Here is a 21,920-nt window from a genome sequence, read left to right as displayed (position 1 = left end):
TTCATCAGGTCAATCGTGCCTGTTTAACCATGTCCTCTGCACCCTGCTTTCGCAGGCCTTCAACGGCAGTGTTTGCAACATCCAGCCAATCGGACAATGCACCCGTGGATTGCGCTGTCACCAATCTCTGTCCGTCCACACTGGCCACCATCGCACGCAAACGCATGGACCCGGGTGAGGTCTCTTCAGCAAAGCCACCCAGGGGTGTTTGGCAGCTTCCGCCCAAGGCCCGCGAAACCTGACGCTCGGCGCTGACCAAACAGGTGCACACCGGATCAATCAAGGGTTTCACCAGTTCGTACAGAACGGAATCACCCCGGCGAATTTCCAAACCCAAAGCACCTTGACCCACGGCGGGCAACATGTGCTCTGTGGGAATGTAGGAGCGGATGCGATCAACCAGCCCCAAACGCTTGAGACCTGCGGCGGCCAGCACAATGGCTTGATATTCGCCTCGATCCAGCTTGCCCAAACGGGTGTCCAGGTTGCCGCGCAAGGGTTGCACGACCAAATGGGGAAAACGGGCCAATACCTGGGCCTGACGGCGAAGGCTACTGCTGCCCACCACACTGCCGGGCGGCAAATCATCCAGGCTGCTGAAGTCATTGGACACGAAGGCGTCTCTGGGGTCTTCACGCGTCATGAAACCCACCAGCTGAAATTCAGGGTCCAAGTCCATCGGGATGTCTTTGCCGGAATGCACAGCCAAATCCGCCCGGCCTTCCATCAAAGCCACCTCAAGTTCCTTGATGAACAGCCCTTTACCACCAATCTTCGCCAGCGAGCGGTCCAGAATTTGATCCCCTTGTGTGGTCATACCGACAATTTCGACCTCGGTGACGCCGGACAGTGCCACAAGGCGGTCACGCACATGCTCGGCTTGCCACATGGCCAATCGACTTTCACGGGATGCAATTCTGATTTTCATGAGAAATAAAGGTCAGCAATGACCAAAACAGGTTAAAAAGTGCGCAAGGACCAACAAGAACGCCAGTACTGGGAAAGTCTAGCATGTTGGCCCCTTATAATTAGGCCCATCTCAAGGCACACAAGGATTTCCCATGTCCAACCAATGGTCCAAAAAACAGGAAGCGTGGTCGGCCCGTTTCAACGAACCCATGTCCGAATTGGTGAAACGCTACACAGCCTCCGTGTTTTTCGACAAACGCCTGGCGCAATTCGACATTCAGGGCTCGCTGGCCCACGCCACCATGTTGGCTGAAGCCAAAGTGATATCTGCCAATGACCTTGCAGCCATTGAACGTGGCATGGCCCAAATTCGACAGGAAATGGCTGACGGCGAATTTCAGTGGCAACTGGACCTGGAAGACGTCCACTTGAATATTGAGCGGCGTTTGACCGAAATTGTTGGCGATGCGGGCAAGCGTCTCCACACAGGTCGCTCTCGAAACGACCAAGTGGCCACCGATATTCGCTTGTTCATGCGACACGAGGTTGACCGCATTCAAGGCTTGATCAAAGCCCTGATCAAAAGCCTGGTGGACGTGGCTGAACGCCACTTTGACACAGTCATGCCCGGCTTTACCCATTTACAGGTTGCCCAGCCCGTCACCTTTGGCCACCACCTGTTGGCGTATGCAGAAATGTTTGAGCGTGACCTTGAGCGCATGCAAGATTGCCGCAAACGCATCAACCGACTTCCACTGGGGGCCGCTGCCTTGGCCGGAACAACATTTCCGATCAACCGCCACCGCACAGCCGAACTGCTGGGTTTTGACGAACCCACCCGAAACAGCCTGGACTCGGTTTCCGACCGTGACTTTGCGATTGAGTTTTGTGCGGCGGCCAGCCTGCTGATGATGCATGTCTCCCGATTGTCCGAGGAATTGATTCTCTGGATGAGTCCACGATACGCCTTTATTGATCTGCCGGACCGGTTTTGCACGGGCTCATCCATCATGCCGCAGAAAAAGAACCCGGACGTACCCGAGTTGGCACGCGGCAAAACCGGTCGGGTTTATGGCCACCTGACTGGCTTGCTCACACTCATGAAAGGCCAACCACTGGCCTACAACAAAGACAACCAGGAAGACAAAGAACCCCTGTTTGACACGGTGGACACCGTGGTGGACACGCTCACCATTTTCGCCGAAATGATCGACGGCGTTCGAGTCAAGCCCGAGAACATGCGCCGAGCAACGCTGGAAGGCTATGCCACAGCCACCGATTTGGCCGATGCTTTGGTCAAAAAAGGCATGCCCTTTCGAGATGCCCATGAAGCAGTTGCTCGGGCTGTGCGCTACTGCGATGAACACACCTGCGGCCTTGAACAATTGACTGTTGCGCAATTGCAAGAAGCCCTGCACCTGAGCGAACTGGGTTACAGCGACGACTTGGTCAACCCCGCATTGCTGGACGTGTTGACCTTGGAAGGTTCACTCAAAGCCCGCAACCACCTGGGCGGCACAGCACCGGAACAAGTCAAACAAGCAGTGATGGCCACACGGAACAGGCTCAAGCTGTGAGCTTCGCACCTTTGCGAGTGTAAACACCATGCAGCGTCTTCTGGCATTTTCAGCACAAGTCAGCAAACTGAACAGGCACCTGGGCAGCAGCTTGGCGTGGCTCATCCTCATCACCACGTTGGTTTGTGCATACAACGCTGTGGTTCGCAAAGTGTTCAACATCAGCTCAAATGGTTTGCTGGAGGTTCAGTGGTATCTGTTTGGCACGGTGTTTTTATTGGGTGCCGCTTACACACTGGCTGAAAATGCCCATGTGCGCATCGACGTGTTGTCCCAACGGTTCTCGGTACGCACCCAACTGTGGATCGATGTTGTGGGCTATGTATTTTTCATGCTCCCACTGATTGGTTTCATGTTGCTGTACGGCTGGGACTTTGCAGCTGAATCGATTCGTATCCAAGAGATGTCTGCGGATGCAGGCGGCTTGCCGCGCTGGCCTGCAAAAATCCTGATCCCACTGGGCTTTGCCCTGTTGGGTCTGCAGGTGTTGGCAGAACTCATTAACAAATCCGCCATGTTGAATGGTTATTTGCCAGCGGTCAGTACCCAACAAAACAACAATGAGGCTGAAGTCCAGTCTGCCCTGTCAGCACTGGGCCAACCCACCAACCCACAGCCCTGACTGTCCCATGATGATCCCGACCGACTGGTTACCTGTACTCATGTTTGGCACCTTGCTGGTGTTCATGTTGTCTGGCTTTCCGGTCGCTTTTGCACTGGCGGCCAATGGTTTGTTGTTTGGCTATGTCGCCATTGAACAAGGCATGATGAACCCAGCGCTGCTCCAGGCGCTGCCAGACCGTATTTTTGGCATCATGAGCAATGATACGCTGCTGGCCATCCCCTTCTTCACCTTCATGGGCCTCATGCTCGAACGCAGTGGCATGGCTGAAGAATTACTGGAAACCGTGGGCCAACTGTTTGGGCGGGTTCGTGGCGGCCTGGCCTTTGCGGTGATTTTGGTCGGCGCGTTGTTGGCAGCCACCACGGGCGTGGTCGCGGCATCGGTTATTTCCATGGCGCTCATTTCCCTGCCTGTCATGCTGAAGTACGGTTACAGCCCACGGGTTGCAACAGGCACCATTGCTGCTGCAGGCACACTGGCTCAAATCATTCCGCCATCGCTGGTGCTCATCGTGCTGGCCGATCAACTGGGTGTATCCGTGGGGGCCATGTACACCGGCGCACTGGTACCCGGCCTGCTGCTGGTTGGCCTGTTTATGGCTTACATTGCGCTGATTGCCATGTTCAACAAACAGGCCCTCCCTGCACTGCCAGCCAATACCCACTTCTCCGCCCACACTCACCAAGGCCCAAGCATTTGGTCAGCGTTGTTGTTTGTTCTTTTGCCTCCGCTGGTGTTGATATTTTTGGTACTGGGCAGTATCTACCTCGGTTTGGCAACCCCAACCGAAGGTGGTGCCATGGGTGCCGTGGGCGCCACCGCCTTGACCGCAGCAAAACGCCGGTTGAACGGCACCCTGCTGAAGCAAGCGTTAGACTCGACCACCAAACTGTCCTGCTTTGTCATGTTCGTGCTCATCGGATCGACCGTGTTTGGACTGTCATTCCGAGCCATTGAGGGCGACTTGTGGCTTGAACACCTGATGGGCAACCTGCCCGGTGGCAAGGTTGGTTTTCTGCTGGCTGTCAACGTGTTGGTGTTTGTGTTGGGCTGCTTTCTGGACTTCTTCGAAATTGTCTTTATTGTGCTGCCACTGCTGGTTCCGATTGCAGCAAAGTTGGACATCGACTTGGTGTGGTTCGGCGTCATGGTGGCCATGAATTTGCAGACATCGTTCCTGACACCACCCTTCGGTTTTTCACTGTTTTATCTGAAGTCGGTGGCACCGAAATCCATCCGATCGATTGAAATTTATCAGGGCATCATCCCGTTTATTGGACTCCAGCTGCTGATGGTCGGCCTCATTTATGCATTCCCGAATTTGGTGGGCGAGAAGGCTGTGAGATCCGTGGACGATGCGCCGCTTAAAGTCGACGTACCCGAGACAAACTATTGGGACGGGCAACCACAATTCGTGCCCAAGTTCAGCGAATGAGGGTCTGACTTCTCTTGCTTGGGCGTTATCCGGTCAGCCAACTCAAGCTCGAACACAGTGCCTTGCTCAATGCGGCGACTGACTGACAAATTCCAGTTCATTTCGTCGCACAGTTTGCGCACCACATACAAACCGATGCCGGTTTTTGGCAAATCGGACCCGAAACTGGAAACCTCTGCTGAGTTGTCTTTCAAACTCGACTCATCAAAACCGGGTCCGGTGTCAATGACTGAAAACTGGTGCACGCCACCACGCCGGGTGTATCTCAATTCAACCTTTCCTTCGTGGGTGTGTTCAACAGCGTTGAACACCAAATTGCCAAGGACGCGTTTTAGCCGACGTACATCGGTGTAAATCATCAACTCTTGAACCTGAACGGAAAATTGCAAGCCTTTGCTTTCGGCCAGTTGCGAAATCCAGGTTTCAATTGAATGGCACAGATCGCTGCTGGACACCGATTCAATTTTCTTTTCCCGCTGCTCGCCCAACTCCAAGCGAGTTGCCTCCAGCATGTTTTCAGCCAATTCATGCAGCCAACGCTGACAGCTCATCATTTGCTTGACGACCTGACGGGCAGGCCCTTTGGCCACTTGGGTTTCAAGTGCGGGATGCCCCACCAACAATCCCAATGCATGCAAGGGTTGGCGCATGTCGTGCTGGACACCGGCAATCCAGCGCAGCCGGGCTTTCCATTCGGTCAGAACAGCCTTTTTGGATTCACGCCACCGGGCTTGCTGGTCGCGGCGGTGTTGAATGCGCTGCCGGGCAATTTGATAGCGACAACGGCGCTCCAAAGCCACCGCCCAAATCACCAAGGGCAACACCCAACACAACACGGTGAATGACCACTGACGCCAGCCCACAGAAAGCAACAAACCGGATATGCAGGAGGTGAATACCAGCAGCCACAGTTTTTCGGTGCTGGGCACCCGAAGTGCCCGCTTCCGCAACAGTTTTGCGTACAACAAGGCACCGGAGATGGCCGCCAGGGCGAACAACTGAAGCTGCGCAGACAAATCAATGTTGGTTAACGCAAGGCTGAGCGGGAAAACACACCAAACCATCAACAAACAACTCTCGTGGTTTTGTTGAATCCAGGCACTGATTTTGAGTAGACGGGCCATGCTTGCGTTGTAGGTCAATCCGAATACACCTCGTCAGACTTTTGCTCCTGCCAGGCACGGTACAACATCGCCGCCTCCAGGCGATTGCGTGCATTCAAACGGGCCAAAATGCTGCGCACGTGGGTTTTTACCGTCTCGGGTGACAGACCCAGGTTTTGCGCAATTTCATGGTTTGACTCGCCTTTGGCAATTCGATACAACACAGAAACCTGACGCTCGGTAATGCGCGCCATGCGCTGCCCAATCGTGAAGCTGTTGTTCGGTTGTGCTTTGGGGCTGATGTGTTCAGTCCAATTGTTTCGACGCAACTTCAACACCATGCTGTCCAAAACACTCAGCACACGGTCTTGGGAAATGCCCTTGGACACAAACTCGGTCTCGGGATACTGGTCGGCCATGTCACCCAGGATGTCCTCATTGCCTGAAATCACCAAGGTCCGGCTGTAATCGAAGGTTTCCAAAGCGGTTTCCAGCACTTTTTCGGGTGTCATGTCGGGCAACCCAAGGTCCAAGAGAACCAGGTCAGGTTGCTCAAAGCGACTGTGCTCCAAAGCCGGACCAATGCGGCTGAACAGTTTCACTTCAAGGTCGGAATAGCGTGCATTCATGATGTCACGCAGTGCCATGGCGATGATGGGGTGATCATCAATGATGAATACACGAAGCTGGTTAGAAGCTGACATGGAGCGTTCCCTACAAGTCAAATGCCGTTCATGATTGTCGAATCTGGTTCGCCACCAGACCTGAATCCATTACGACAGGCATTACAAGGTCAAACAACCCCGGATGGGGCGACACTGCGTTGGGTGACTAAGGGGTAGCCTTTGGTTCCAAAAGTGAATAAAAAAAAGGCGGCCTGTAAAGCCGCCTTTTATAGCCTGAGCAAGATGGTCAGGTCAAAATGTCACTTCGTTCTGGGTGTGTAGGTTGCCATGGCATTTTCGGCCACCCTGAACCAGTTGGCCTGGTCATTCCGAAAGCGATTCCACGACTCGAAGACTTTTTTGAATCGTGGATTGCTTTTGCACTCTTGAGCGTAGAGCTTCTCTGCCTCAACATAGGCAGCGTCGAGAAGGTCACGCGGAAAAATCCGCAACTGAGCGCCAGACTTCAACAAACGCCCCAAAGCCGCCGGGTTTTTGGCATCGTAGGCGGCTTGCATGGTCAAATTGACCTCGGCCGCAGCCACTTCAAACGCCACTTGGTAGGTTTTGGGCAGTTTGTTCCAGGCATCCAGATTGACAAAAAAACTCAACATGGCGCTGGGCTCCCAAAAACCTGGGTAGTAATAAAACCGGGCCACCTTTTGAAAGCCGAGTTTTTCGTCGTCATAAGGGCCAACCCATTCCGCCGCATCAATGGTGCCTTTTTCTAACGAGGGGTAAATATCACCACCGGCAATGGTTTGGGGAACCGCCCCCAGCGCCGCCATGATCTTCCCCCCAAAGCCTGGTATGCGCACCTTCAGGCCTTTGAGGTCAGCCAGCGATTTCAATTCCTTGCGCCACCACCCACCCATCTGCGTTCCGGTGTTTCCACCGGGAAAACTGGTCATGTTGTAGCCCTTGAAAAATTCGCGCATCAGCTGCAAACCACCACCGCTGTACATCCAGGCATTTTGTTGGCGGGATGTCATGCCGAATGGCAACGTGGTGTCAAACGCAAAGGTGGCATCTTTGCCCACGTAGTAGTAACTGGCCGTGTGCCCCACCTCCACTGTGGCATTTTGAACCGCATCGGCCACTTGCAAACCTGGCACAATTTCTCCGGCAGCGAAGGGGCGAATATCAAATTTTCCATCGGTCAACTGGGCCACCCGTTGGGCCAATTGGGGTGCTGCGGTCCAAATGGCATCGAGGCTTTTGGGGAAACTGGAGGCCAGCCGCCACTTCACGGAGGGCAGGTTTGCCGCCTGCGCCGCTCCAGAAACGACGGAAGCACCGACGGCCGCACTGGCACCCATCGCTGATGTCAAAAAATCTCGGCGCTTCATGGTCATTTCTCCTCCAGACTTCAATTGCCGGCAACGGTCATGGATTCAATCAAAATGCTGCCGTTGTGCTTGCTGCCTCGCCACTGCGCATCGTCGGACATGGCCACCACATTGGCCAGCATGTCTTTCAAATTGCCTGCAATCGTGACCTCTTCAACCGGGTGAACAATCACCCCATTCTCAACCCAATAACCAAACACCCCACGGGAATAATCACCCGTGACGCCGTTGACTCCCTGCCCCATCAGCTCGGTCACCAAGAGGCCCGTGCCCATCTGGGCCAGCAAAGCCTGCAAGCCACCACGCACCGTACGGGACGAACTGAGCACAAGGTTGTGCGTACCACCCGCATTGCCAGTGGATTGCATTTTCAGTTTTCGGGCCGAATACGTGGACAAAAAGTAGCCTTCCACCACACCCTTCTTCACCACGGTGCGCGGCTTGACTTTCACGCCTTCTTCGTCAAAAGGCGAACTGCCATGTGCCCCCAAAATGAACGGATCTTCTTTCAAGGTGATGTGGGGTGCCCACACCGGTTTTCCCAGGCTGTTGAGCAAAAAACTGGTCTTTCGATAGAGCGACGAACCCGACACTGCACCCACAAAATGGCTGATCAGGCTGGATGCAACTGGTGCTTCAAAAATCACCGGGCATTTCCGGGTGGTCAGTGGCTTGGAGCCCAGGCGTGCGATGGCGCGTGTGGCCGCAATCTGTCCAATTGATTTTGGCTTTTCGAGATTTTTTGGATTGCGCTCGGACGAATACCAGAAATCCCGCTGCATGGGACTGTCTTTTGATCGGCCGGCCTGTGCAATCGGCGACACCGAGAGTGAGTGGCGTGAATAAGGGTAGCCACCTTTGAAGCCACGGCTGTTTGCAGCCCAAAAATGCCCGGTTTCCACGGACACGTTGGCGCCATCCGAATTCCGGATTTTTGTAGAGACATCAAAAGCAGCCTGCTCCATGGCCAGCGCTTTTTCAACCGCTTTGGCGGTTGAAATTTTCCAGGGATGGTAAAGCTCGAGATCGCGATGCCGCCGCGACAACTCCTCGACCTCGGGTAGGCCAGCAAAACGGTCTGCAGCGGTGTATTTGGCAATGTCCAAAGCGGCCTGAATGGTGGCATCAATCGCCTGCTTTGAAAAATCAGACGACGAGGCATTGCCCCGCTTTTTACCCACAAACAGGCTGACCCCGAAGCTTTTGTCACGGGTGTGCTCAATGGTTTCCACCTTGCCCATGCGCACGCTCACGGACTGCCCAACGCCTTCGCTGATGTCCACGGCACAATCGCTGGCCCCAAGGCTTTTCGCCTTCTGGAGTGCGTACTCGGTCAATTCCTGAAAAGTCTCGGTTTTAAAGCTGAAGGCCATGGGTTCTCGCAAACAATGCTGCCAAAAATGGCTAATATACAGCCCATGAAACATCAAAACGACCACGACCACGCGTTTAACGACGATGATCCCCCCAGCAAATCGGCTGTGAAGCGGGAAATGCTGGCCTTGCAGGACCTTGGCAAAACCCTGTGCGAGTTGCCGTTTGAAAAAGTCAAAAAAGCACCGATTGGCGAACGCTTGCTGGAAGCCATCGCAGAGTTTCACAAATGCCGCAGTTTTGGAGCCAAAAAGCGTCAACTGCAATTCATTGGCAAATTGATGCGCCAAGAAGAGCATGACGATATCCAGGCCTGGGTGAATGGTGAGTCGGTTGAGCAAAAACTCAAAGTGCTCAACTTGCATGCCGCTGAACAATGGCGCGACCGTTTGATTCAAGAACCTGCCCTGCTGGCAGACCTCATCAAAGCGTATCCGCAAGCAGCGCAACTGAACCTGAACACCATGATTCGCCAGGCCGCATCAGAGCGAACAAACAACAAGCCCCCCAAAAATTATCGGCAGTTGTTTCAGGCCATCTACAAAATGATCGCCGAAGCCTCTGGTGGAGATGCATCGCAGGAAGGCGATTTGGAGGACGATGAAGAATGAGCCTGGACACCATCAAAATTGGTTTGGTCTCCGTGAGTGACCGTGCTTCACAAGGGGTATATCAGGACCAAGGCATACCCAGCCTCCGGGAATGGCTAACCAAAGCGCTGGAAAACCCGATTGAATTTGTCGAGGTGCTGATACCCGATGAGCAGGCCGAGATTGAAAGCGCCCTGATTAAGCTGGCAGATGATGACCGTTGTGCATTGATTTGCACCACCGGCGGCACTGGGCCTGCAAAAAGGGATGTAACGCCCGAGGCCACACTGGCAGTTGCTCACAAAGAAATGCCCGGTTTTGGTGAACAAATGCGACAAATCAGCCTGCATTTTGTGCCCACGGCTATTTTGTCCAGACAGGTGGCCGTCATTCGCAGCGACAGCCTGATCATCAACCTGCCAGGGCAACCCAAAGCGATTGCAGAAACCCTGGAAGGTTTGAAAGATGAGCACGGCAAGCCCATCGTCAAGGGGATATTTGCAGCTGTTCCCTACTGCATTGACCTGATTGGTGGGCCTTACATCGAGACCCGGGAGGCGGTGGTGAAAGCTTTCCGCCCGAAGTCAGCCATTCGCACAAAATAAACCGCGCTCGGCATCACAGGACAGCACATGAATACACCACTGCACAGCGTACGGGTCGAGACCGGGCCCAACCCCAAAAACTGCGTGATTTGGCTGCATGGGCTGGGTGCGGACGGTTACGATTTTGTACCCGTTGTGAAAGAACTGGAGCAACTTGGCCTGCCAGCCACCCGCTTCATTTTTCCGCATGCCCCGGAAATTCCGGTGTCCATCAATGGTGGATATGTGATGCGGGCCTGGTACGACATTCGGAATGTGGACCTTCAGCGCCAGGAAGATGAACAGGGCGTGCGCCAAAGCCAGCGCTGGGTCGACGGTTTGATTCAGGAGCAATGCGCTGCAGGCATTGCCTCCGAACGGATTGTGCTGGCGGGGTTTTCACAAGGCGGGGCTATTGCTTATCAGACTGGCCTTCGCAGTGAAGTACCCCTGGGCGGCATTGTGGCCTTGTCCACCTACCTGCCGTGCGAACAGACACTGGATGCCGAGCGCAGCCCAGCCAACCAAAACACCCCCATATTCGCTGCACACGGCGAGCATGACGACGTGGTGGTGGTCGAGCGGGGTCAGCGGGCCGTGCAATTGCTGAGCGACCGCGGTTACCGCGTGAGTTGGCACACCTACCCAATGGCACACTCGGTCTGTGGTGACGAAATTGTGGACATCGCGCGTTTTTTTGAACCCCTGCTGACCCGCGCTTAACCCAACCAATCCCTCACTCTTCCCATGCGCTTGATACAACAGGGCCGTCAAATTGGCCACAAAATATACTGTATATATTCACAGCTTTTTGGTACACTGAATAGCCCGAGTGATTCAATTCAGGTGAAATCAATGGCCAGCAACTTGCCAACCACCAGTCCGAATGCGGTTATCACCATGACCGAACTGGAAAATGCCATCAACTGGTGGCGTGCACAGCACCCTGCGCCACGGGACAGCATGACACTGTGCAAAGAAGCAGCCGCCTTGGCTGAGCTGTATGCCCAATGGATCTGGGAAGGCCGACATAGCCAAACCGTCGATCACATTGAACCCGCTGTATTGAGCCTTCTGGATGCTGCAAAAGCGGCCTCGCCTGCGCCACTGGTCGACAGCATGGCCAAAGCCGCCTGAGTCTGCTGAATTGGCCAGTTTGGCTTAGCGGGCCGATAGTTCGTAGGGGCCTGGTCGGCTTATTTTCAGGGCCAACAGTCTGGCGGCGGCCCACAGTTCATCCCCCACAGTCGCATTGCAAGGGCCCTTCAATTGGCTTACCTGCCAGCGACCCTGGCCAGTTTTGCGAAGCTCCAGCGTTGCGCGTTCAGCAGCTGCCCCGCGCTGCTGCAAGTGAAACAAGCACACATCCCCGGCCATGCAACGGTCGATGTACGATGGCACGCAGTGGTGCATCCGCTTGGCTTCCATCAGCAAAGCATTTAGCGACGTTAACTCAAAGAACAACACGCCACTGGTCAATTCACCCATGCCCAACACTTCCGGCCAGAAGACGTTAACGCGGGTCTTATCGATTTGCTTTTCCACCAAGTGCCAGTGGGATTGCCGAGCCATCAAAGTGTCGTAAGTCCATTCCCGTGTAATGCCGTTGCCGCCAGCCTTGGCCAGGGTGGGGTTGGCGAGCAACCAATCGGCAATCAACGGAAACTCCTCCTGCTCAATTTCCCGCTGTAAAGCAACACTGCCGCACTGATTGCGACGCGCCAACGCCAATCGAAGTGCGCGCAACAGGTTCAAAGCCTGGTCGATGTTCAACTGCTCATGATGCCGACGCAGCCAGGTTTGCAAGCCGCCAAAACCTTTGAGGGCCCCGGTTTGGGCATCCACCCACGACACAGGTATTTGTCGCCCCACCGCCGCATGCAGATTAACCCACGCAATGTGACTCAATTGGTTCCACTCAAACCGAGCAATGTAGGCACGGGACCGCCGGCACAACCACCGCCAGGTTGGCGCATTCAACCCCATCGCCATGAGACGGGTTTTGATCATTTTCCAGTTGTCCAGCGATGACCACATGCCCGGGTCATGGCGCAGCAAAGGCGCCAGGGTGGGTGCCTCCAGCAAGCGCTGCGAGAGAATGGTGCGATGCGCCCGCACACGGGCGAGGTCCAGCAAATTGGCACCACGCGGTTGAATCTTCAACAGCATGGCAACGCAATCTTTGCCATACCGGTCGCGCACGGCTTTAAACCAGGCGCGCTGCATGTCACTGAGCGTGATTTGTTGCAATGACAGACCGACAGCGTGATCGGCCCAAATGCGCTTCAGCGGAAAACTGGGCGGACACTGCCAAGGAGACAGGCGAAGGCTGGACAACAACTGGTGCGCCTGCTCCAAGCCCAACTGCACAGGAAGGCTTTCCATCAAGCGAATGCGGGCAAGCCCCGCCCACTCCAAATGCAGACCGGAATGTGTATTCACGAAACGCAGCGGCAATTCAGCAGAGTGCACTCGTTGTATGCTGTGCCGTGTAGTCAAACAATCATTCAAACTCAAGGGCTGCATCATGACAAACCAGGGCAAGGATCCCGTACAAATCGAAATATTACACGAAGGGCAAATCTGGCTGATTTCCATTCAGCGCCCAGAAGTCCGCAACTGCGTTGACAAACCCACAGCCGATGCACTGGAATTGGCATTCAACCAATTTGACCGGGACAGCACCGCCAAGGTGGCCATACTGACGGGTCAGGGTGGTCACTTTTGTGCGGGTGCAGATTTGACGGCAGTAGCCTCCGGCAACCCGGAAAGGGTCAACCGTCTGGAACGCCATGGCGCCGGGCCCATGGGCATTAGCCGCATGCAATTGAGCAAACCCGTGATTGCTGCGGTCAGCGGGTACTGCGTGGCGGGCGGCCTGGAATTGGCGGCATGGTGTGACCTTCGGGTCGCAGACACCACAGCCGTGTTTGGTGTGTTTTGTCGGCGTTTTGGCGTGCCGCTGATCGACGGCGGCACCGTTCGACTGCCTCGCCTCATCGGCCAAAGCCGAGCTTTGGACATGATACTGACCGGACGCGCGGTGGAAGCCCAAGAGGCCTATCAATGGGGTTTGGCCAACCGACTGGTGGAAGCGGGTGGCGCAGTGCAGGCAGCCACCGAACTTGCACGGCTGTTGTGTGATCACCCTCAGACCTGCCTTCGAAACGACCGGCAAAGCGTGCTCAACCAATGGTCTTTTGGTGAGCAAACTGCCTTGGCCGAGGAATTTGAGTTTGGACTGAACACGCTGCAATCCGGAGAAACCGTGCAAGGTGCCTTGGCGTTTCGGGATGGCGCCGGTCGCCACGGGGGCTTGTTGACTACGCAAAGCGAATAATTCGCGGGTCAGTACATTACCAATTGGTAACATTCACCAATATTGGTGATATACTTCGAGCCACACATAACGGCCCCCTGCGCACCACAGCAGGCGAGAAAAGCCGCATCAAGCCGAAATCTGGAGACAAAACAGCATGCATTTTACTGGCCGGCGCCCTGCGCCCTGCTTTACCATTCGCGCATTGGTGGCGGGTATTTCTGCCACATTCATCAGTTCAGCCGCCATGGCTGGCGGAACTGCGTTTGATGTGACCAGCATCAGCGCCATGGGCAATGCCCAAGCAGGCCAGGCGGCGGAAGGCGGGGACGCATCGGTGATCTTCGCAAACCCGGCGGCACTCACCCGCTTCAAGCGAGCTGAACTGACCCAGGGCGCAGCATTCATTACCGTAGACAGCCCCTATACCTCCAACCAGAACAACGATGGTGCTTCCACTGGGGCGCCACAAGGCCAAAACGGTCAGGTATTCGACCGAAATGATGGGTATGACGCATCGGTGCTGGCGCCCAATATGTACGTGGCCATTCCGTTGAGCGAAAAAACCGTGATGGGCTTTAGTGCATCGGGCTCTCATGGACTACTGGTGCACTACGACGCCAACTTCCCGGGACGAAATCAGGGTCGCGACATTGATTTCAAAGTGATTCGACTGAACCTGGGCGTGGGCCACAAGGTTAGCCCGACACTGTCCTTGGGTATCAACGGCTCTTATGAACGCTACTTCCAGTCCATCAAACTCAAATTAAACTACCGCGAAGCCGTTCAAAGTTTACTGGACCAAAACAATGCAGGCGCCTTGGCTGGGCCGGCCAATGCGCTGCTTCAAACACCGACCGAGGAAGGTGATGCAAAACTGCGCATGTTTGGTTGGGCGTTCAACGCACAAGTCGGCGCCTTGTGGGAACCCACCGAAAACACTCGCTTCGGTTTTTCCTATCGACCCAAAACCAAGTTTGAAAGTAACCGCGGCGTGTTTAGCATCAATGAAACCGCGGCCCAAACGCAATTCCGAAACAACCTCGCCAACCCCAACATTTTCGTCGGTGCAGCATCTGGTTTGGCTGGACTCGATTTGTCAACATCGGCCGGTGACTTGGCACCTTACCAACGGATCAAGCAAGACATCACATTGCCCGATGAACTGCGCCTGAGCGTATTCCACCACGCCACACCCAAACTGGATTTGATGGCCTCATACACCCGTCAGGACTTTTCAGTCACACAACTGCGCTATGTGCGGGAAAGCAACGGACGGTTGCTTGAAGATGTTCCTCAGAACTTCAAACCAGCGCAATCCTACCGAGTGGGTCTGAACTACAAGCTGTACCGTCGCCTGACGTTGAAAACAGGCTTTGCAACAGAGAATAGCGTTGTGAGTGATCAATACCGCATCACCATTTTGCCGGACAGCGACCGCAAGTATTACAGCATTGGCGCGCAATTGGACCTGAGCAGAGACACCGCACTGCACATGGCCTACCAGAAGGTCAAGTTTGCTCCGTCCCCTGTTGGCAACAACGACCAAATCACGCCGCCTGAAGTTCGCGGCGGTGACTTCAAGGGAACGGTTCAACTGGATGTAAATTACTTTGGTATCGGCATTACCGAACGGTTCTAATAACTAAAAATTGAGACAAGCAGTATTTCAAAGGCAGCCTTCGGGCTGCCTTTTTTATGTCAACTGCACCATTAAGACTTTTCCACTGGCCCGCCGCGCTGACACCATTCGCTCCAGCTGCCTGCGAACAAGCGCACATCGTCATGGCCCAGACAGGCCAATGCGAGCAGGTTGACGCACGCCGTGACACCCGACCCGCAGTACAGGATGGTGCGGTCCACAGCAGCCACATACGGCTCCCACATGTCCAACAATGCGTCTGGCGTTTTAAAAAGGCCATCATTGCCCAAGTTTGTTTTCCAGGGCATGTTCAATGCACCGGGTATATGGCCCGCCACAGGATCAATCGGCTCCACCTCGCCCCTGTAACGGGGCTGGTCCCGGGCGTCCAGCAAAACCAACCCTGCCTGCTGGCCACGCAATTCATCGAATTGAATGCGCATGTGTGGCTGCACGTTGGCCTCAAAAAGCCCGGGGGCTGCTGGAAGCGCTGTGCCCTGCTCCGTCAGGCTCAAACCTTGCGTCTGCCAGCTGTTCACGCCCCCATTGAGGACCTGCACCTTAGAGTGGCCAAAATAACGGGCCAGCCACCACAGGCGTGCTGCCATGGCGTGGTCACCATGGTCGTAAGCCACAATATGGGTGTCTGGACCAACACCGTGTTTGCACATGAGTTCCTCAAAGGCTTCAGGACTGGGCAAGGGGTGCCGGCCAGCAAGGGGTATAGAATGGTCCGACAGATCGTCGTCCAGGCTCAAATAATGAGCCCCAGGGATGTGCCCTGCGGCATAGGCTTGCCGCCCTGCACTGGGGTTCATTAAATCGAATCGGCAGTCGAAGACAACCAGCGATTGTGTCGGCTCGAAGGCCAGTAGTTCGTTGGGGGTAATCAAAGGAACATTCATTGAAACAGATACCGGTATGGAATACCGCCAGTGTAGCGCTGAAGGCCATAGCCATGCTCGAACATACCCTGAAAACAAAAACGCCACCGGATCAGTGATCTCGGTGGCGTTGTGCCGTATTTGGCATCCCCAAGGGGATTCGAACCCCTGTTACCGCCGTGAAAGGGCGGTGTCCTAGGCCTCTAGACGATGGGGACCTAAAACTTTGTCGCTTGGTGGAGGTAAGCGGGATCGAACCGCTGACCTCTTGCATGCCATGCAAGCGCTCTCCCAGCTGAGCTATACCCCCTAGCGAAGACCGAAATTATGAAGCAGTTTTTTGTTTTCGTCAACACCTTTGTCAGGTTTTTTGTTAACTCAACACTGGTTGAAAACCGCATCGTTGTTTGGTTTAGACCAGAATTGCCTCAGCAAACGGAGCAGGCCGAACTATACCCATTTGTCAGTTACACTGCAAGGGGTTTCCATCAAAAAAGTCACCTCTATGAAATTTTGCAGTGCCTGCGCCAGTCCACTTCAATTCCAAGTTCCCGAAGGCGACAACCGGGAGCGGGCCTGCTGCCCGTCCTGCGGGGCTATTCACTACGTCAATCCCAAAATTGTGGTGGGCACCATTCCCACCTTTGGCAACCAAGTACTGCTGTGCAAACGGGCCATTGAGCCCCGCTACGGCTTTTGGACATTGCCAGCCGGGTTCATGGAATTGAATGAAACCACCCACGACGGCGCACTGCGGGAAACCTTGGAGGAAGCCGGGGCCAAAGCGCAGCTTGGGCCTTTGTTCACCATGTTCGATGTGATTCGGGCCGAACAGGTGCACCTGTTTTTCAGGGCACACATGGACACACCCGAATTTTCGGCGGGCGTTGAGAGCCTGGATGTCAAACTGTTTGCCGAAGAGGACATTCCCTGGGACGAACTCGCTTTCAAAACCGTGTCCAAAACCTTGAAGCTGTTTTTTGAAGATCGGCGAAAAGGCCAATTTACCCTACACACCGGGGATGTGTTTGACCACACCGACTGGCCCCTGGACGCCTTCAAAGCCTAGGTGGCGGGCGGGAGCAGACAACCGGAATGGCCTCCATCACCCTGCCCTGGCTGGACACGCCAAACGACTTTCCACCCACCACGCAAGCCTTGACCGAACCGGCAGGCCTGCTGGCAGCCAGCGACACACTGTCGGTCGACTGGCTGATGCAGAGTTATCCGCGTGGCATATTTCCATGGTATTCCCCGGGCGAACCAGTTTTGTGGTGGTCCACCAACCCACGAGCGGTGTTGTATGTGGATGAGTTCAAACTCCACAGGTCCCTGCTCAAGGTCATTCGAAAGCAAGCAGGCGACCCCAACCGTGCAATTCGGCTGAACCATGCGTTCGAGGCCACCATTCGAGCCTGCGCAAGCCAAACCCGGGCCGGGCAACAAGGCACGTGGATTACCGAGGAAGTGATACAGGCTTACCTTGATCTGCACAGACGGGGCCACGCCCACAGCGTGGAGCATTGGCACCAGGGTGAACTGGTGGGCGGTCTGTATTGTGTGGCTTTTGGGCATATGGTGTTTGGCGAGAGCATGTTTGCCCGGCAAACCGATGCATCGAAGGTGGCTTTCGCCCATTTTGTATCTTGGCTAAAGCAACAGAATGTGCGCATAATTGATTGTCAGCAAGCAACACGCCACCTGATGTCATTGGGGGCCCGCTTGCTGGAGCGGAAGGTGTTTGAAGAAGAAATGGCGCATTCCATTTCCATGTCGGCCTTGAATTGGGAACCCTGCACACTCGCGTGGACGAATGACCCGACCTAAAGAATTACCGTTTTCGACCCTGCAGTTTTACTCCACTGCGCCCTACCCTTGCAGCTATCTGGAACACCGCTTGGCCAGGTCGCAAGTGGCCACCCCAAGTCACCTCATCAATGCGGATGTGTATAGCGAACTGGTTCGAGTGGGTTTTCGCCGTAGCGGGCTGTTCACCTACAAACCCCATTGCGATGGCTGCAAAAGTTGCACACCGCTGCGAATTGCCGTTCAACAGTTCGATGCCAACCGCAGCCAACGCCGTGCACTAAAAGCCTATTCAAACCTTCGCCCCAGTGTTCAACGCTTGCACTTCAATGCAGAGCACTATGCGCTGTATTTGCGCTACCAGTCCGAGCGCCACCAAGGTGGTGGCATGGACGAGGACAGCCGCGAACAGTACTCCCAGTTCCTGCTGCAAACCCGGGTGAATTCCAGGTTGGTGGAGTTTCGCGACCCGGAAGGCCAGTTGAAAATGGTCTCCATCATCGACATCCTGACCGACGGCCTATCCTCCGTTTACACATTCTTCGATCCGGATGAAAAGGCGGGTCTGGGCGTGTATGGGGTGCTTTGGCAAATCGAGCAAAGCCGTGACCTGGGCTTGCCGTATGTGTATTTGGGATATTGGATCGAAGAAAGCCAGAAAATGGCTTACAAGGCACATTTCAAGGCAGCCGAAATTCTTCAGGATGGCCGCTGGGTACCTCTGGCGCAGCTCGACCCTTCTCGCTAAACCGCGACGCAAAACGCCATTACAATGGCGGCATTGATTGATCCTTCCATCTGCCCACCATGCTGCCATTTTCACTGGTTCGCCCCCTGCTGTTTCAATTTGACCCTGAACGGGCGCATCACCTCACCTTCGGATCATTGAAGTTGGCCAATCAAGCGGGTTTACTCAACATGCTGATGCCGTCAGCCGTGGCTGACCCCGTCACGGTGATGGGCATTGAATTTCCCAACCGGGTCGGCTTGGCTGCAGGGCTGGACAAAGATGCCGCCTACATCAACGAGCTTGGCCAAATGGGTTTTGGTTTTCTCGAAGTGGGCACGGTTACACCCAAGCCGCAACCCGGTAACCCACAACCGCGCTTGTTCCGTTTACCCAAGGCCAATGCCATCATCAACCGCATGGGGTTCAATAACCTGGGTGTGGACAATCTCATCGCCAACGTGAAGCTAAGTCGTTATTCCGGTGTACTGGGCATCAACATAGGAAAGAATGCCGTGACCCCGGTTGAAGACGCTGCCAGCGACTATTTGCGAGCGCTTGAGGCTGTATACCCGTATGCCACATACATCACGGTGAATATCTCCTCGCCCAACACCAAAAACCTGCGGGACCTGCAGGGCGGCGACAGCCTAGACCAACTGCTGGCCTCGCTGAAGGCGCGCCAACTGGAACTGGCCGATGAGCATGGTCAATACAAACCCATGGCCTTGAAAATTGCCCCCGACCTGGATGACGAACAAATTGACGCCATTGCCCAGCGCTTGACCCACTACCGGTTTGATGGCGTGATTGCCACCAACACCACCATCGACAAAACTGCGGTGGCCCACCTGCCCCATGGCGAGGAACAAGGTGGGCTCAGTGGTACGCCGGTATTGGAAAAATCCACCGCAGTGATTAAACGCCTGTACGCTAGCCTGGGTGAAGCCATTCCCATCATTGGGGTGGGTGGTATTTCCAACGGTGTGCATGCCGTGGAAAAAATTCGGGCGGGCGCCAAGCTGGTCCAAATTTACACTGGCCTAATTTACCAAGGCCCAGAACTGGTGACCGAATGCGCGGCCACCATTGCCGCCAACTGCAAAGGCGCAGCCAAAAAACGTTGATCAGCGCTTGCGTGCCTTGTACAGGGCATGAAAGGTTTGACCATCGGGTGCAGGGAAGTTGCGCCCTTTCGTCCAACCGGAGGCCAGCGGCAGGTTCTGAATACTGCCAGTGCGCTTGCCCATCCAGGCCAACACAGCAACACCCACACGAGACGCCAAGCGATACAGCGGTGGATATTTGGCCACCCAAGCCCACAGCGTGAGCCCGACACGCTCTTTCCATGGGCGCAAGCCACGCTCCACCTGCTGTTCGCGCAGCTTGCGAAGCAATTCCGGCAGCGGGATTTTAACCGGGCATACCACATGGCATTCGCCGCACAGGGTCGCCGCCTGCGGCAGGTCTGGCGCATTGTCCAAGCCCACATAACTGGGTGTCAGCACAGACCCCATGGGCCCTGGATAGACCCAACCATAGGCGTGGCCACCAATTTTTTGATACACCGGGCAATGGTTCATGCAGGCACCACAGCGAATGCAGCGCAGCATCTCTTCAAACTCACCACCCAGCAAGCCGCTTCGGCCACCGTCGACCAACACAAAGTACATGTGTTCAGGGCCATCCAAGTCGCCAGCGCGCTTGGGGCCGGTCAACAACGACACATAGTTGGATATGCTTTGGCCGGTGGCTGAGCGGGGCAACAAGCGCAACAATGTCGCAAAGTCTTCCAGTGTGGGCACCACCTTTTCAATCCCGGTGATGGCCACATGTACCTTGGGGTTGACCGTGCACATGCCCTCGTTGCCTTCGTTGGTGACCAGGGCCACCGAGCCGGTTTCCGCAATCACGAAGTTACCACCCGAAATACCCATGTCGGCCTGCAAAAACTGCGGGCGCAAAATGTCCCGGGCCTCGTGGGTAATCTCTTCAATGTCTGTTTTGGCTGGAGTGCCATGCATCTTTGAAAACAGCTCGGAAATTTCTTCCTTGTTTTTGTGCACCACCGGCGCAATGATGTGTGATGGCGGTTCGTTGTTGTTGATCTGCAGGATGTACTCCCCCAGATCCGTCTCGCGCACCTGGATGCCCGCATGGTCCAGCGCTTTGTTCAGCGCAATTTCTTCCGTCACCATGGACTTGGACTTGACCACGGTTTTCACCGCATGTTTGCGCGCAATTTTCAGCACCAGCTCGCGGGCTTCGTCCGGCGTTGCGGCGTACAACACGGTGGCACCACTGGCCTTGGCTTTGGACTCAAACTGCTCCAGCCAAACATCCAGGCTTTTGACTGCACGGTTGCGAATGTCCACCGCAGCGTTGCGAGTGCCTTCAAAATCTTCAATTTCGAGAATGACATTGGCGCGCGCAGACACAAACTTGTTGGCCAATCGGCCCAGGCTACGCTGAAGGTTGGAATCACCCAGCTTTTCGCGGGCCTTCTGTTGAAAAAATACGCTTTGAACCTGCATGTTGCGCCCCTTAATCCGCGTTCAACTGGCCGGGCTTGCGGCCTGTCAGCAGTTCTGCAATGTGCAGCACCTGGGTTTTATCACCCCGGCGTTCCATTCGGCCCTGAATGTTCAACATGCAACCCAGGTCACCCAGCACAACCGCTTGCGCTTTTGAGTCCTTGATCTGTTCGCATTTGTCATCACAAATGGCCGCAGACACCTCGCCATACTTCACCGCGAATGTTCCCCCAAAACCGCAGCATTGGCGACTATCCCGCATTTCGCACAACTGGGTTGCACCTTGCATGGCCATCAATTGCCGAGGTTGATCCTTCACACCCAGTTCGCGCAGGCCGCTGCAGCAATCGTGGTAAGTGACGGTTTGCACAGGGGCATGCTGCGCCAATATGTCTGCCTTCACTTTCAGCACGTTGACGAGGAAGTCGGTCAGTTCATGGGTTTTTGCCGCCACCGATGCCGCCAATTGCTTAATTTCAGGATCGTTCTTGAATACGTCCAGATAATGAACCTTGGTCATTCCAACGCAGGAACCCGATGGTGCGACCACGTAATCAAACTGGTCAAATTCTTTCAGCCATTTCATGGCCAAGGCGCGGGTAGCGGGCGCATCGCCAGAATTCCATGCAGGCTGGCCACAGCAGGTTTGGCCCTCTGGCACAACCACCTCACAACCAGCGCTTTCCAGCAACTCCAACGTGGCAAAGCCAATCGATGGGCGCATGGCGTCCACCAGGCAGGTCACAAACAGTCCAACCCTCACGGTATCCCCTTGATGAAATCACGAGGCAGTGTAT

General features: G+C 55.0%; 22 protein-coding genes and 2 tRNA genes. 13 read left to right on the top strand and 11 right to left on the bottom strand.

What is annotated here, in order from left to right; all coding sequences use genetic code 11:
- Positions 1-4: 4 nt before the first annotated feature.
- On the bottom strand, positions 5-928 hold the full coding sequence (gene hemC / locus VGE55_RS07905; RefSeq protein WP_331131163.1) for a hydroxymethylbilane synthase: 924 nt from the start codon (positions 926-928) through the stop codon (positions 5-7).
- 133 nt (positions 929-1,061) lie between these two features.
- On the opposite strand from hemC, the gene argH reads away from it, so the two are divergent.
- From argH to VGE55_RS07890, 3 genes are read left to right on the top strand one after another with little or no spacing between them, the layout of a single operon-like run.
- Positions 1,062-2,486: an argininosuccinate lyase gene (gene argH / locus VGE55_RS07900; RefSeq protein ID WP_331131162.1), complete on the top strand. Its 1,425-nt coding sequence runs from the start codon at positions 1,062-1,064 to the stop codon at positions 2,484-2,486.
- A gap of 28 nt (positions 2,487-2,514) precedes the next feature.
- Complete coding sequence (locus tag VGE55_RS07895) at positions 2,515-3,108, top strand: TRAP transporter small permease subunit (RefSeq protein WP_331131161.1); 594 nt, start codon at positions 2,515-2,517, stop codon at positions 3,106-3,108.
- Between the two features lie 7 nt (positions 3,109-3,115).
- Positions 3,116-4,546 carry a TRAP transporter large permease gene (locus VGE55_RS07890; protein ID WP_414674983.1) on the top strand — a complete coding sequence of 477 codons (1,431 nt, stop codon included), beginning with the start codon at positions 3,116-3,118 and terminating at the stop codon, positions 4,544-4,546.
- Here the strand turns inward: VGE55_RS07890 and VGE55_RS07885 are convergent.
- The 4 genes from VGE55_RS07885 to pmbA form a co-directional block, all read right to left on the bottom strand.
- A complete protein-coding gene (locus VGE55_RS07885) occupies positions 4,501-5,688 on the bottom strand; it encodes a HAMP domain-containing sensor histidine kinase (protein ID WP_331131160.1) in 1,188 nt (395 codons plus the stop codon). The genes VGE55_RS07890 and VGE55_RS07885 overlap by 46 nt on opposite strands.
- Complete coding sequence (locus VGE55_RS07880; protein WP_331131159.1) at positions 5,685-6,353, bottom strand: response regulator transcription factor; 669 nt, start codon at positions 6,351-6,353, stop codon at positions 5,685-5,687. The genes VGE55_RS07885 and VGE55_RS07880 overlap by 4 nt, the downstream gene beginning before the upstream one ends.
- A gap of 221 nt (positions 6,354-6,574) precedes the next feature.
- Positions 6,575-7,663 carry a TRAP transporter substrate-binding protein gene (locus tag VGE55_RS07875; protein WP_331131158.1) on the bottom strand — a complete coding sequence of 363 codons (1,089 nt, stop codon included), beginning with the start codon at positions 7,661-7,663 and terminating at the stop codon, positions 6,575-6,577.
- A gap of 20 nt (positions 7,664-7,683) precedes the next feature.
- Positions 7,684-9,036 (bottom strand): metalloprotease PmbA, encoded by a 1,353-nt coding sequence (pmbA, locus tag VGE55_RS07870; RefSeq protein WP_331131157.1) that lies wholly within the window; start codon positions 9,034-9,036, stop codon positions 7,684-7,686.
- A gap of 45 nt (positions 9,037-9,081) precedes the next feature.
- Here pmbA and yjgA point away from each other — a divergent pair, with 45 nt between their 5' ends.
- The 4 genes from yjgA (at position 9,082) to VGE55_RS07850 (ending at position 11,348) form a co-directional block, all read left to right on the top strand.
- On the top strand, positions 9,082-9,648 hold the full coding sequence (gene yjgA / locus VGE55_RS07865) for a ribosome biogenesis factor YjgA (protein WP_331131156.1): 567 nt from the start codon (positions 9,082-9,084) through the stop codon (positions 9,646-9,648).
- Positions 9,645-10,232 carry a molybdopterin adenylyltransferase gene (gene mog, locus VGE55_RS07860; protein ID WP_331131155.1) on the top strand — a complete coding sequence of 196 codons (588 nt, stop codon included), beginning with the start codon at positions 9,645-9,647 and terminating at the stop codon, positions 10,230-10,232. The genes yjgA and mog overlap by 4 nt, the downstream gene beginning before the upstream one ends.
- A 27-nt stretch (positions 10,233-10,259) precedes the next feature.
- Positions 10,260-10,934, top strand: a complete 675-nt coding sequence (locus VGE55_RS07855; protein ID WP_331131154.1) for an alpha/beta hydrolase — start codon at positions 10,260-10,262, stop codon at positions 10,932-10,934.
- Between the two features lie 132 nt (positions 10,935-11,066).
- A complete protein-coding gene (locus VGE55_RS07850) occupies positions 11,067-11,348 on the top strand; it encodes a DUF3717 domain-containing protein (RefSeq protein WP_331131153.1) in 282 nt (93 codons plus the stop codon).
- Between the two features lie 24 nt (positions 11,349-11,372).
- Here VGE55_RS07850 and VGE55_RS07845 read toward each other — a convergent pair whose 3' ends face one another.
- Positions 11,373-12,653: a PcfJ domain-containing protein gene (locus VGE55_RS07845; RefSeq protein WP_331131152.1), complete on the bottom strand. Its 1,281-nt coding sequence runs from the start codon at positions 12,651-12,653 to the stop codon at positions 11,373-11,375.
- A gap of 85 nt (positions 12,654-12,738) precedes the next feature.
- Here VGE55_RS07845 and VGE55_RS07840 point away from each other — a divergent pair, with 85 nt between their 5' ends.
- Together VGE55_RS07840 and VGE55_RS07835 are read left to right on the top strand one after the other, a co-directional pair.
- On the top strand, positions 12,739-13,551 hold the full coding sequence (locus tag VGE55_RS07840) for a crotonase/enoyl-CoA hydratase family protein (RefSeq protein ID WP_331131151.1): 813 nt from the start codon (positions 12,739-12,741) through the stop codon (positions 13,549-13,551).
- Positions 13,552-13,687: 136 nt separating this feature from the next.
- Positions 13,688-15,172, top strand: coding sequence for an OmpP1/FadL family transporter (locus tag VGE55_RS07835; protein ID WP_331131150.1), 1,485 nt, complete (start codon positions 13,688-13,690; stop codon positions 15,170-15,172).
- A gap of 71 nt (positions 15,173-15,243) precedes the next feature.
- Here VGE55_RS07835 and VGE55_RS07830 read toward each other — a convergent pair whose 3' ends face one another.
- The 3 genes from VGE55_RS07830 to VGE55_RS07820 form a co-directional block, all read right to left on the bottom strand.
- The gene (locus VGE55_RS07830) at positions 15,244-16,077 is read right to left on the bottom strand and encodes a sulfurtransferase (RefSeq protein ID WP_331131149.1); all 834 of its coding nucleotides are present in this window, start codon (positions 16,075-16,077) and stop codon (positions 15,244-15,246) included.
- 121 nt (positions 16,078-16,198) lie between these two features.
- Positions 16,199-16,274: transfer RNA gene (locus VGE55_RS07825), tRNA-Glu, on the bottom strand.
- Positions 16,275-16,290: 16 nt separating this feature from the next.
- Positions 16,291-16,366, bottom strand: a tRNA-Ala gene (locus VGE55_RS07820).
- A 195-nt stretch (positions 16,367-16,561) separates the two neighbouring features.
- On the opposite strand from VGE55_RS07820, the gene VGE55_RS07815 reads away from it, so the two are divergent.
- The 4 genes from VGE55_RS07815 to VGE55_RS07800 are packed head-to-tail and all read left to right on the top strand — an operon-like array spanning position 16,562 to position 19,716.
- Positions 16,562-17,125, top strand: a complete 564-nt coding sequence (locus VGE55_RS07815; protein ID WP_331131148.1) for an NUDIX hydrolase — start codon at positions 16,562-16,564, stop codon at positions 17,123-17,125.
- Positions 17,126-17,151: 26 nt separating this feature from the next.
- On the top strand, positions 17,152-17,883 hold the full coding sequence (gene aat, locus VGE55_RS07810) for a leucyl/phenylalanyl-tRNA--protein transferase (protein ID WP_331131147.1): 732 nt from the start codon (positions 17,152-17,154) through the stop codon (positions 17,881-17,883).
- The gene (locus VGE55_RS07805; protein WP_331131146.1) at positions 17,870-18,610 is read left to right on the top strand and encodes an arginyltransferase; all 741 of its coding nucleotides are present in this window, start codon (positions 17,870-17,872) and stop codon (positions 18,608-18,610) included. Before aat ends, VGE55_RS07805 begins: the two co-directional genes overlap by 14 nt.
- A gap of 59 nt (positions 18,611-18,669) precedes the next feature.
- Positions 18,670-19,716 carry a quinone-dependent dihydroorotate dehydrogenase gene (locus VGE55_RS07800; RefSeq protein ID WP_331131145.1) on the top strand — a complete coding sequence of 349 codons (1,047 nt, stop codon included), beginning with the start codon at positions 18,670-18,672 and terminating at the stop codon, positions 19,714-19,716.
- Here VGE55_RS07800 and VGE55_RS07795 read toward each other — a convergent pair whose 3' ends face one another.
- Both VGE55_RS07795 and VGE55_RS07790 read right to left on the bottom strand, forming a co-directional pair.
- Complete coding sequence (locus VGE55_RS07795; RefSeq protein WP_331131144.1) at positions 19,717-21,123, bottom strand: LutB/LldF family L-lactate oxidation iron-sulfur protein; 1,407 nt, start codon at positions 21,121-21,123, stop codon at positions 19,717-19,719. It abuts the gene before it with no gap.
- Between the two features lie 10 nt (positions 21,124-21,133).
- Positions 21,134-21,886: a (Fe-S)-binding protein gene (locus VGE55_RS07790; RefSeq protein ID WP_331131143.1), complete on the bottom strand. Its 753-nt coding sequence runs from the start codon at positions 21,884-21,886 to the stop codon at positions 21,134-21,136.
- Positions 21,887-21,920: the final 34 nt, after the last annotated feature.

This window comes from Limnobacter sp., assembly GCF_036405155.1.
In the GTDB taxonomy this organism is placed as follows: Bacteria; Pseudomonadota; Gammaproteobacteria; order Burkholderiales; family Burkholderiaceae_B; genus Limnobacter.
Note: the sequence above shows the minus strand (reverse complement) of the source record. Positions and strands in the feature narration are given on the sequence as shown.

Bases quoted from the DNA above. Each gene is read 5' to 3' on its own strand.
- VGE55_RS07855 (WP_331131154.1), top strand. From the start codon at position 10,260: ATGAATACACCACTGCACAGCGTACGGGTCGAGACCGGGCCCAACCCC.
- VGE55_RS07795 (WP_331131144.1), bottom strand. From the start codon at position 21,123: ATGCAGGTTCAAAGCGTATTTTTTCAACAGAAGGCCCGCGAAAAGCTG.
- VGE55_RS07835 (WP_331131150.1), top strand. From the start codon at position 13,688: ATGCATTTTACTGGCCGGCGCCCTGCGCCCTGCTTTACCATTCGCGCA.
- VGE55_RS07850 (WP_331131153.1), top strand. From the start codon at position 11,067: ATGGCCAGCAACTTGCCAACCACCAGTCCGAATGCGGTTATCACCATG.
- VGE55_RS07880 (WP_331131159.1), bottom strand. From the start codon at position 6,353: ATGTCAGCTTCTAACCAGCTTCGTGTATTCATCATTGATGATCACCCC.
- argH (WP_331131162.1), top strand. From the start codon at position 1,062: ATGTCCAACCAATGGTCCAAAAAACAGGAAGCGTGGTCGGCCCGTTTC.
- VGE55_RS07890 (WP_414674983.1), top strand. From the start codon at position 3,116: ATGATGATCCCGACCGACTGGTTACCTGTACTCATGTTTGGCACCTTG.
- VGE55_RS07805 (WP_331131146.1), top strand. From the start codon at position 17,870: ATGACCCGACCTAAAGAATTACCGTTTTCGACCCTGCAGTTTTACTCC.
- mog (WP_331131155.1), top strand. From the start codon at position 9,645: ATGAGCCTGGACACCATCAAAATTGGTTTGGTCTCCGTGAGTGACCGT.
- VGE55_RS07815 (WP_331131148.1), top strand. From the start codon at position 16,562: ATGAAATTTTGCAGTGCCTGCGCCAGTCCACTTCAATTCCAAGTTCCC.
- VGE55_RS07800 (WP_331131145.1), top strand. From the start codon at position 18,670: ATGCTGCCATTTTCACTGGTTCGCCCCCTGCTGTTTCAATTTGACCCT.
- pmbA (WP_331131157.1), bottom strand. From the start codon at position 9,036: ATGGCCTTCAGCTTTAAAACCGAGACTTTTCAGGAATTGACCGAGTAC.
- yjgA (WP_331131156.1), top strand. From the start codon at position 9,082: ATGAAACATCAAAACGACCACGACCACGCGTTTAACGACGATGATCCC.
- VGE55_RS07875 (WP_331131158.1), bottom strand. From the start codon at position 7,663: ATGAAGCGCCGAGATTTTTTGACATCAGCGATGGGTGCCAGTGCGGCC.
- VGE55_RS07830 (WP_331131149.1), bottom strand. From the start codon at position 16,077: ATGAATGTTCCTTTGATTACCCCCAACGAACTACTGGCCTTCGAGCCG.
- aat (WP_331131147.1), top strand. From the start codon at position 17,152: ATGGCCTCCATCACCCTGCCCTGGCTGGACACGCCAAACGACTTTCCA.
- hemC (WP_331131163.1), bottom strand. From the start codon at position 928: ATGAAAATCAGAATTGCATCCCGTGAAAGTCGATTGGCCATGTGGCAA.
- VGE55_RS07840 (WP_331131151.1), top strand. From the start codon at position 12,739: ATGACAAACCAGGGCAAGGATCCCGTACAAATCGAAATATTACACGAA.
- VGE55_RS07895 (WP_331131161.1), top strand. From the start codon at position 2,515: ATGCAGCGTCTTCTGGCATTTTCAGCACAAGTCAGCAAACTGAACAGG.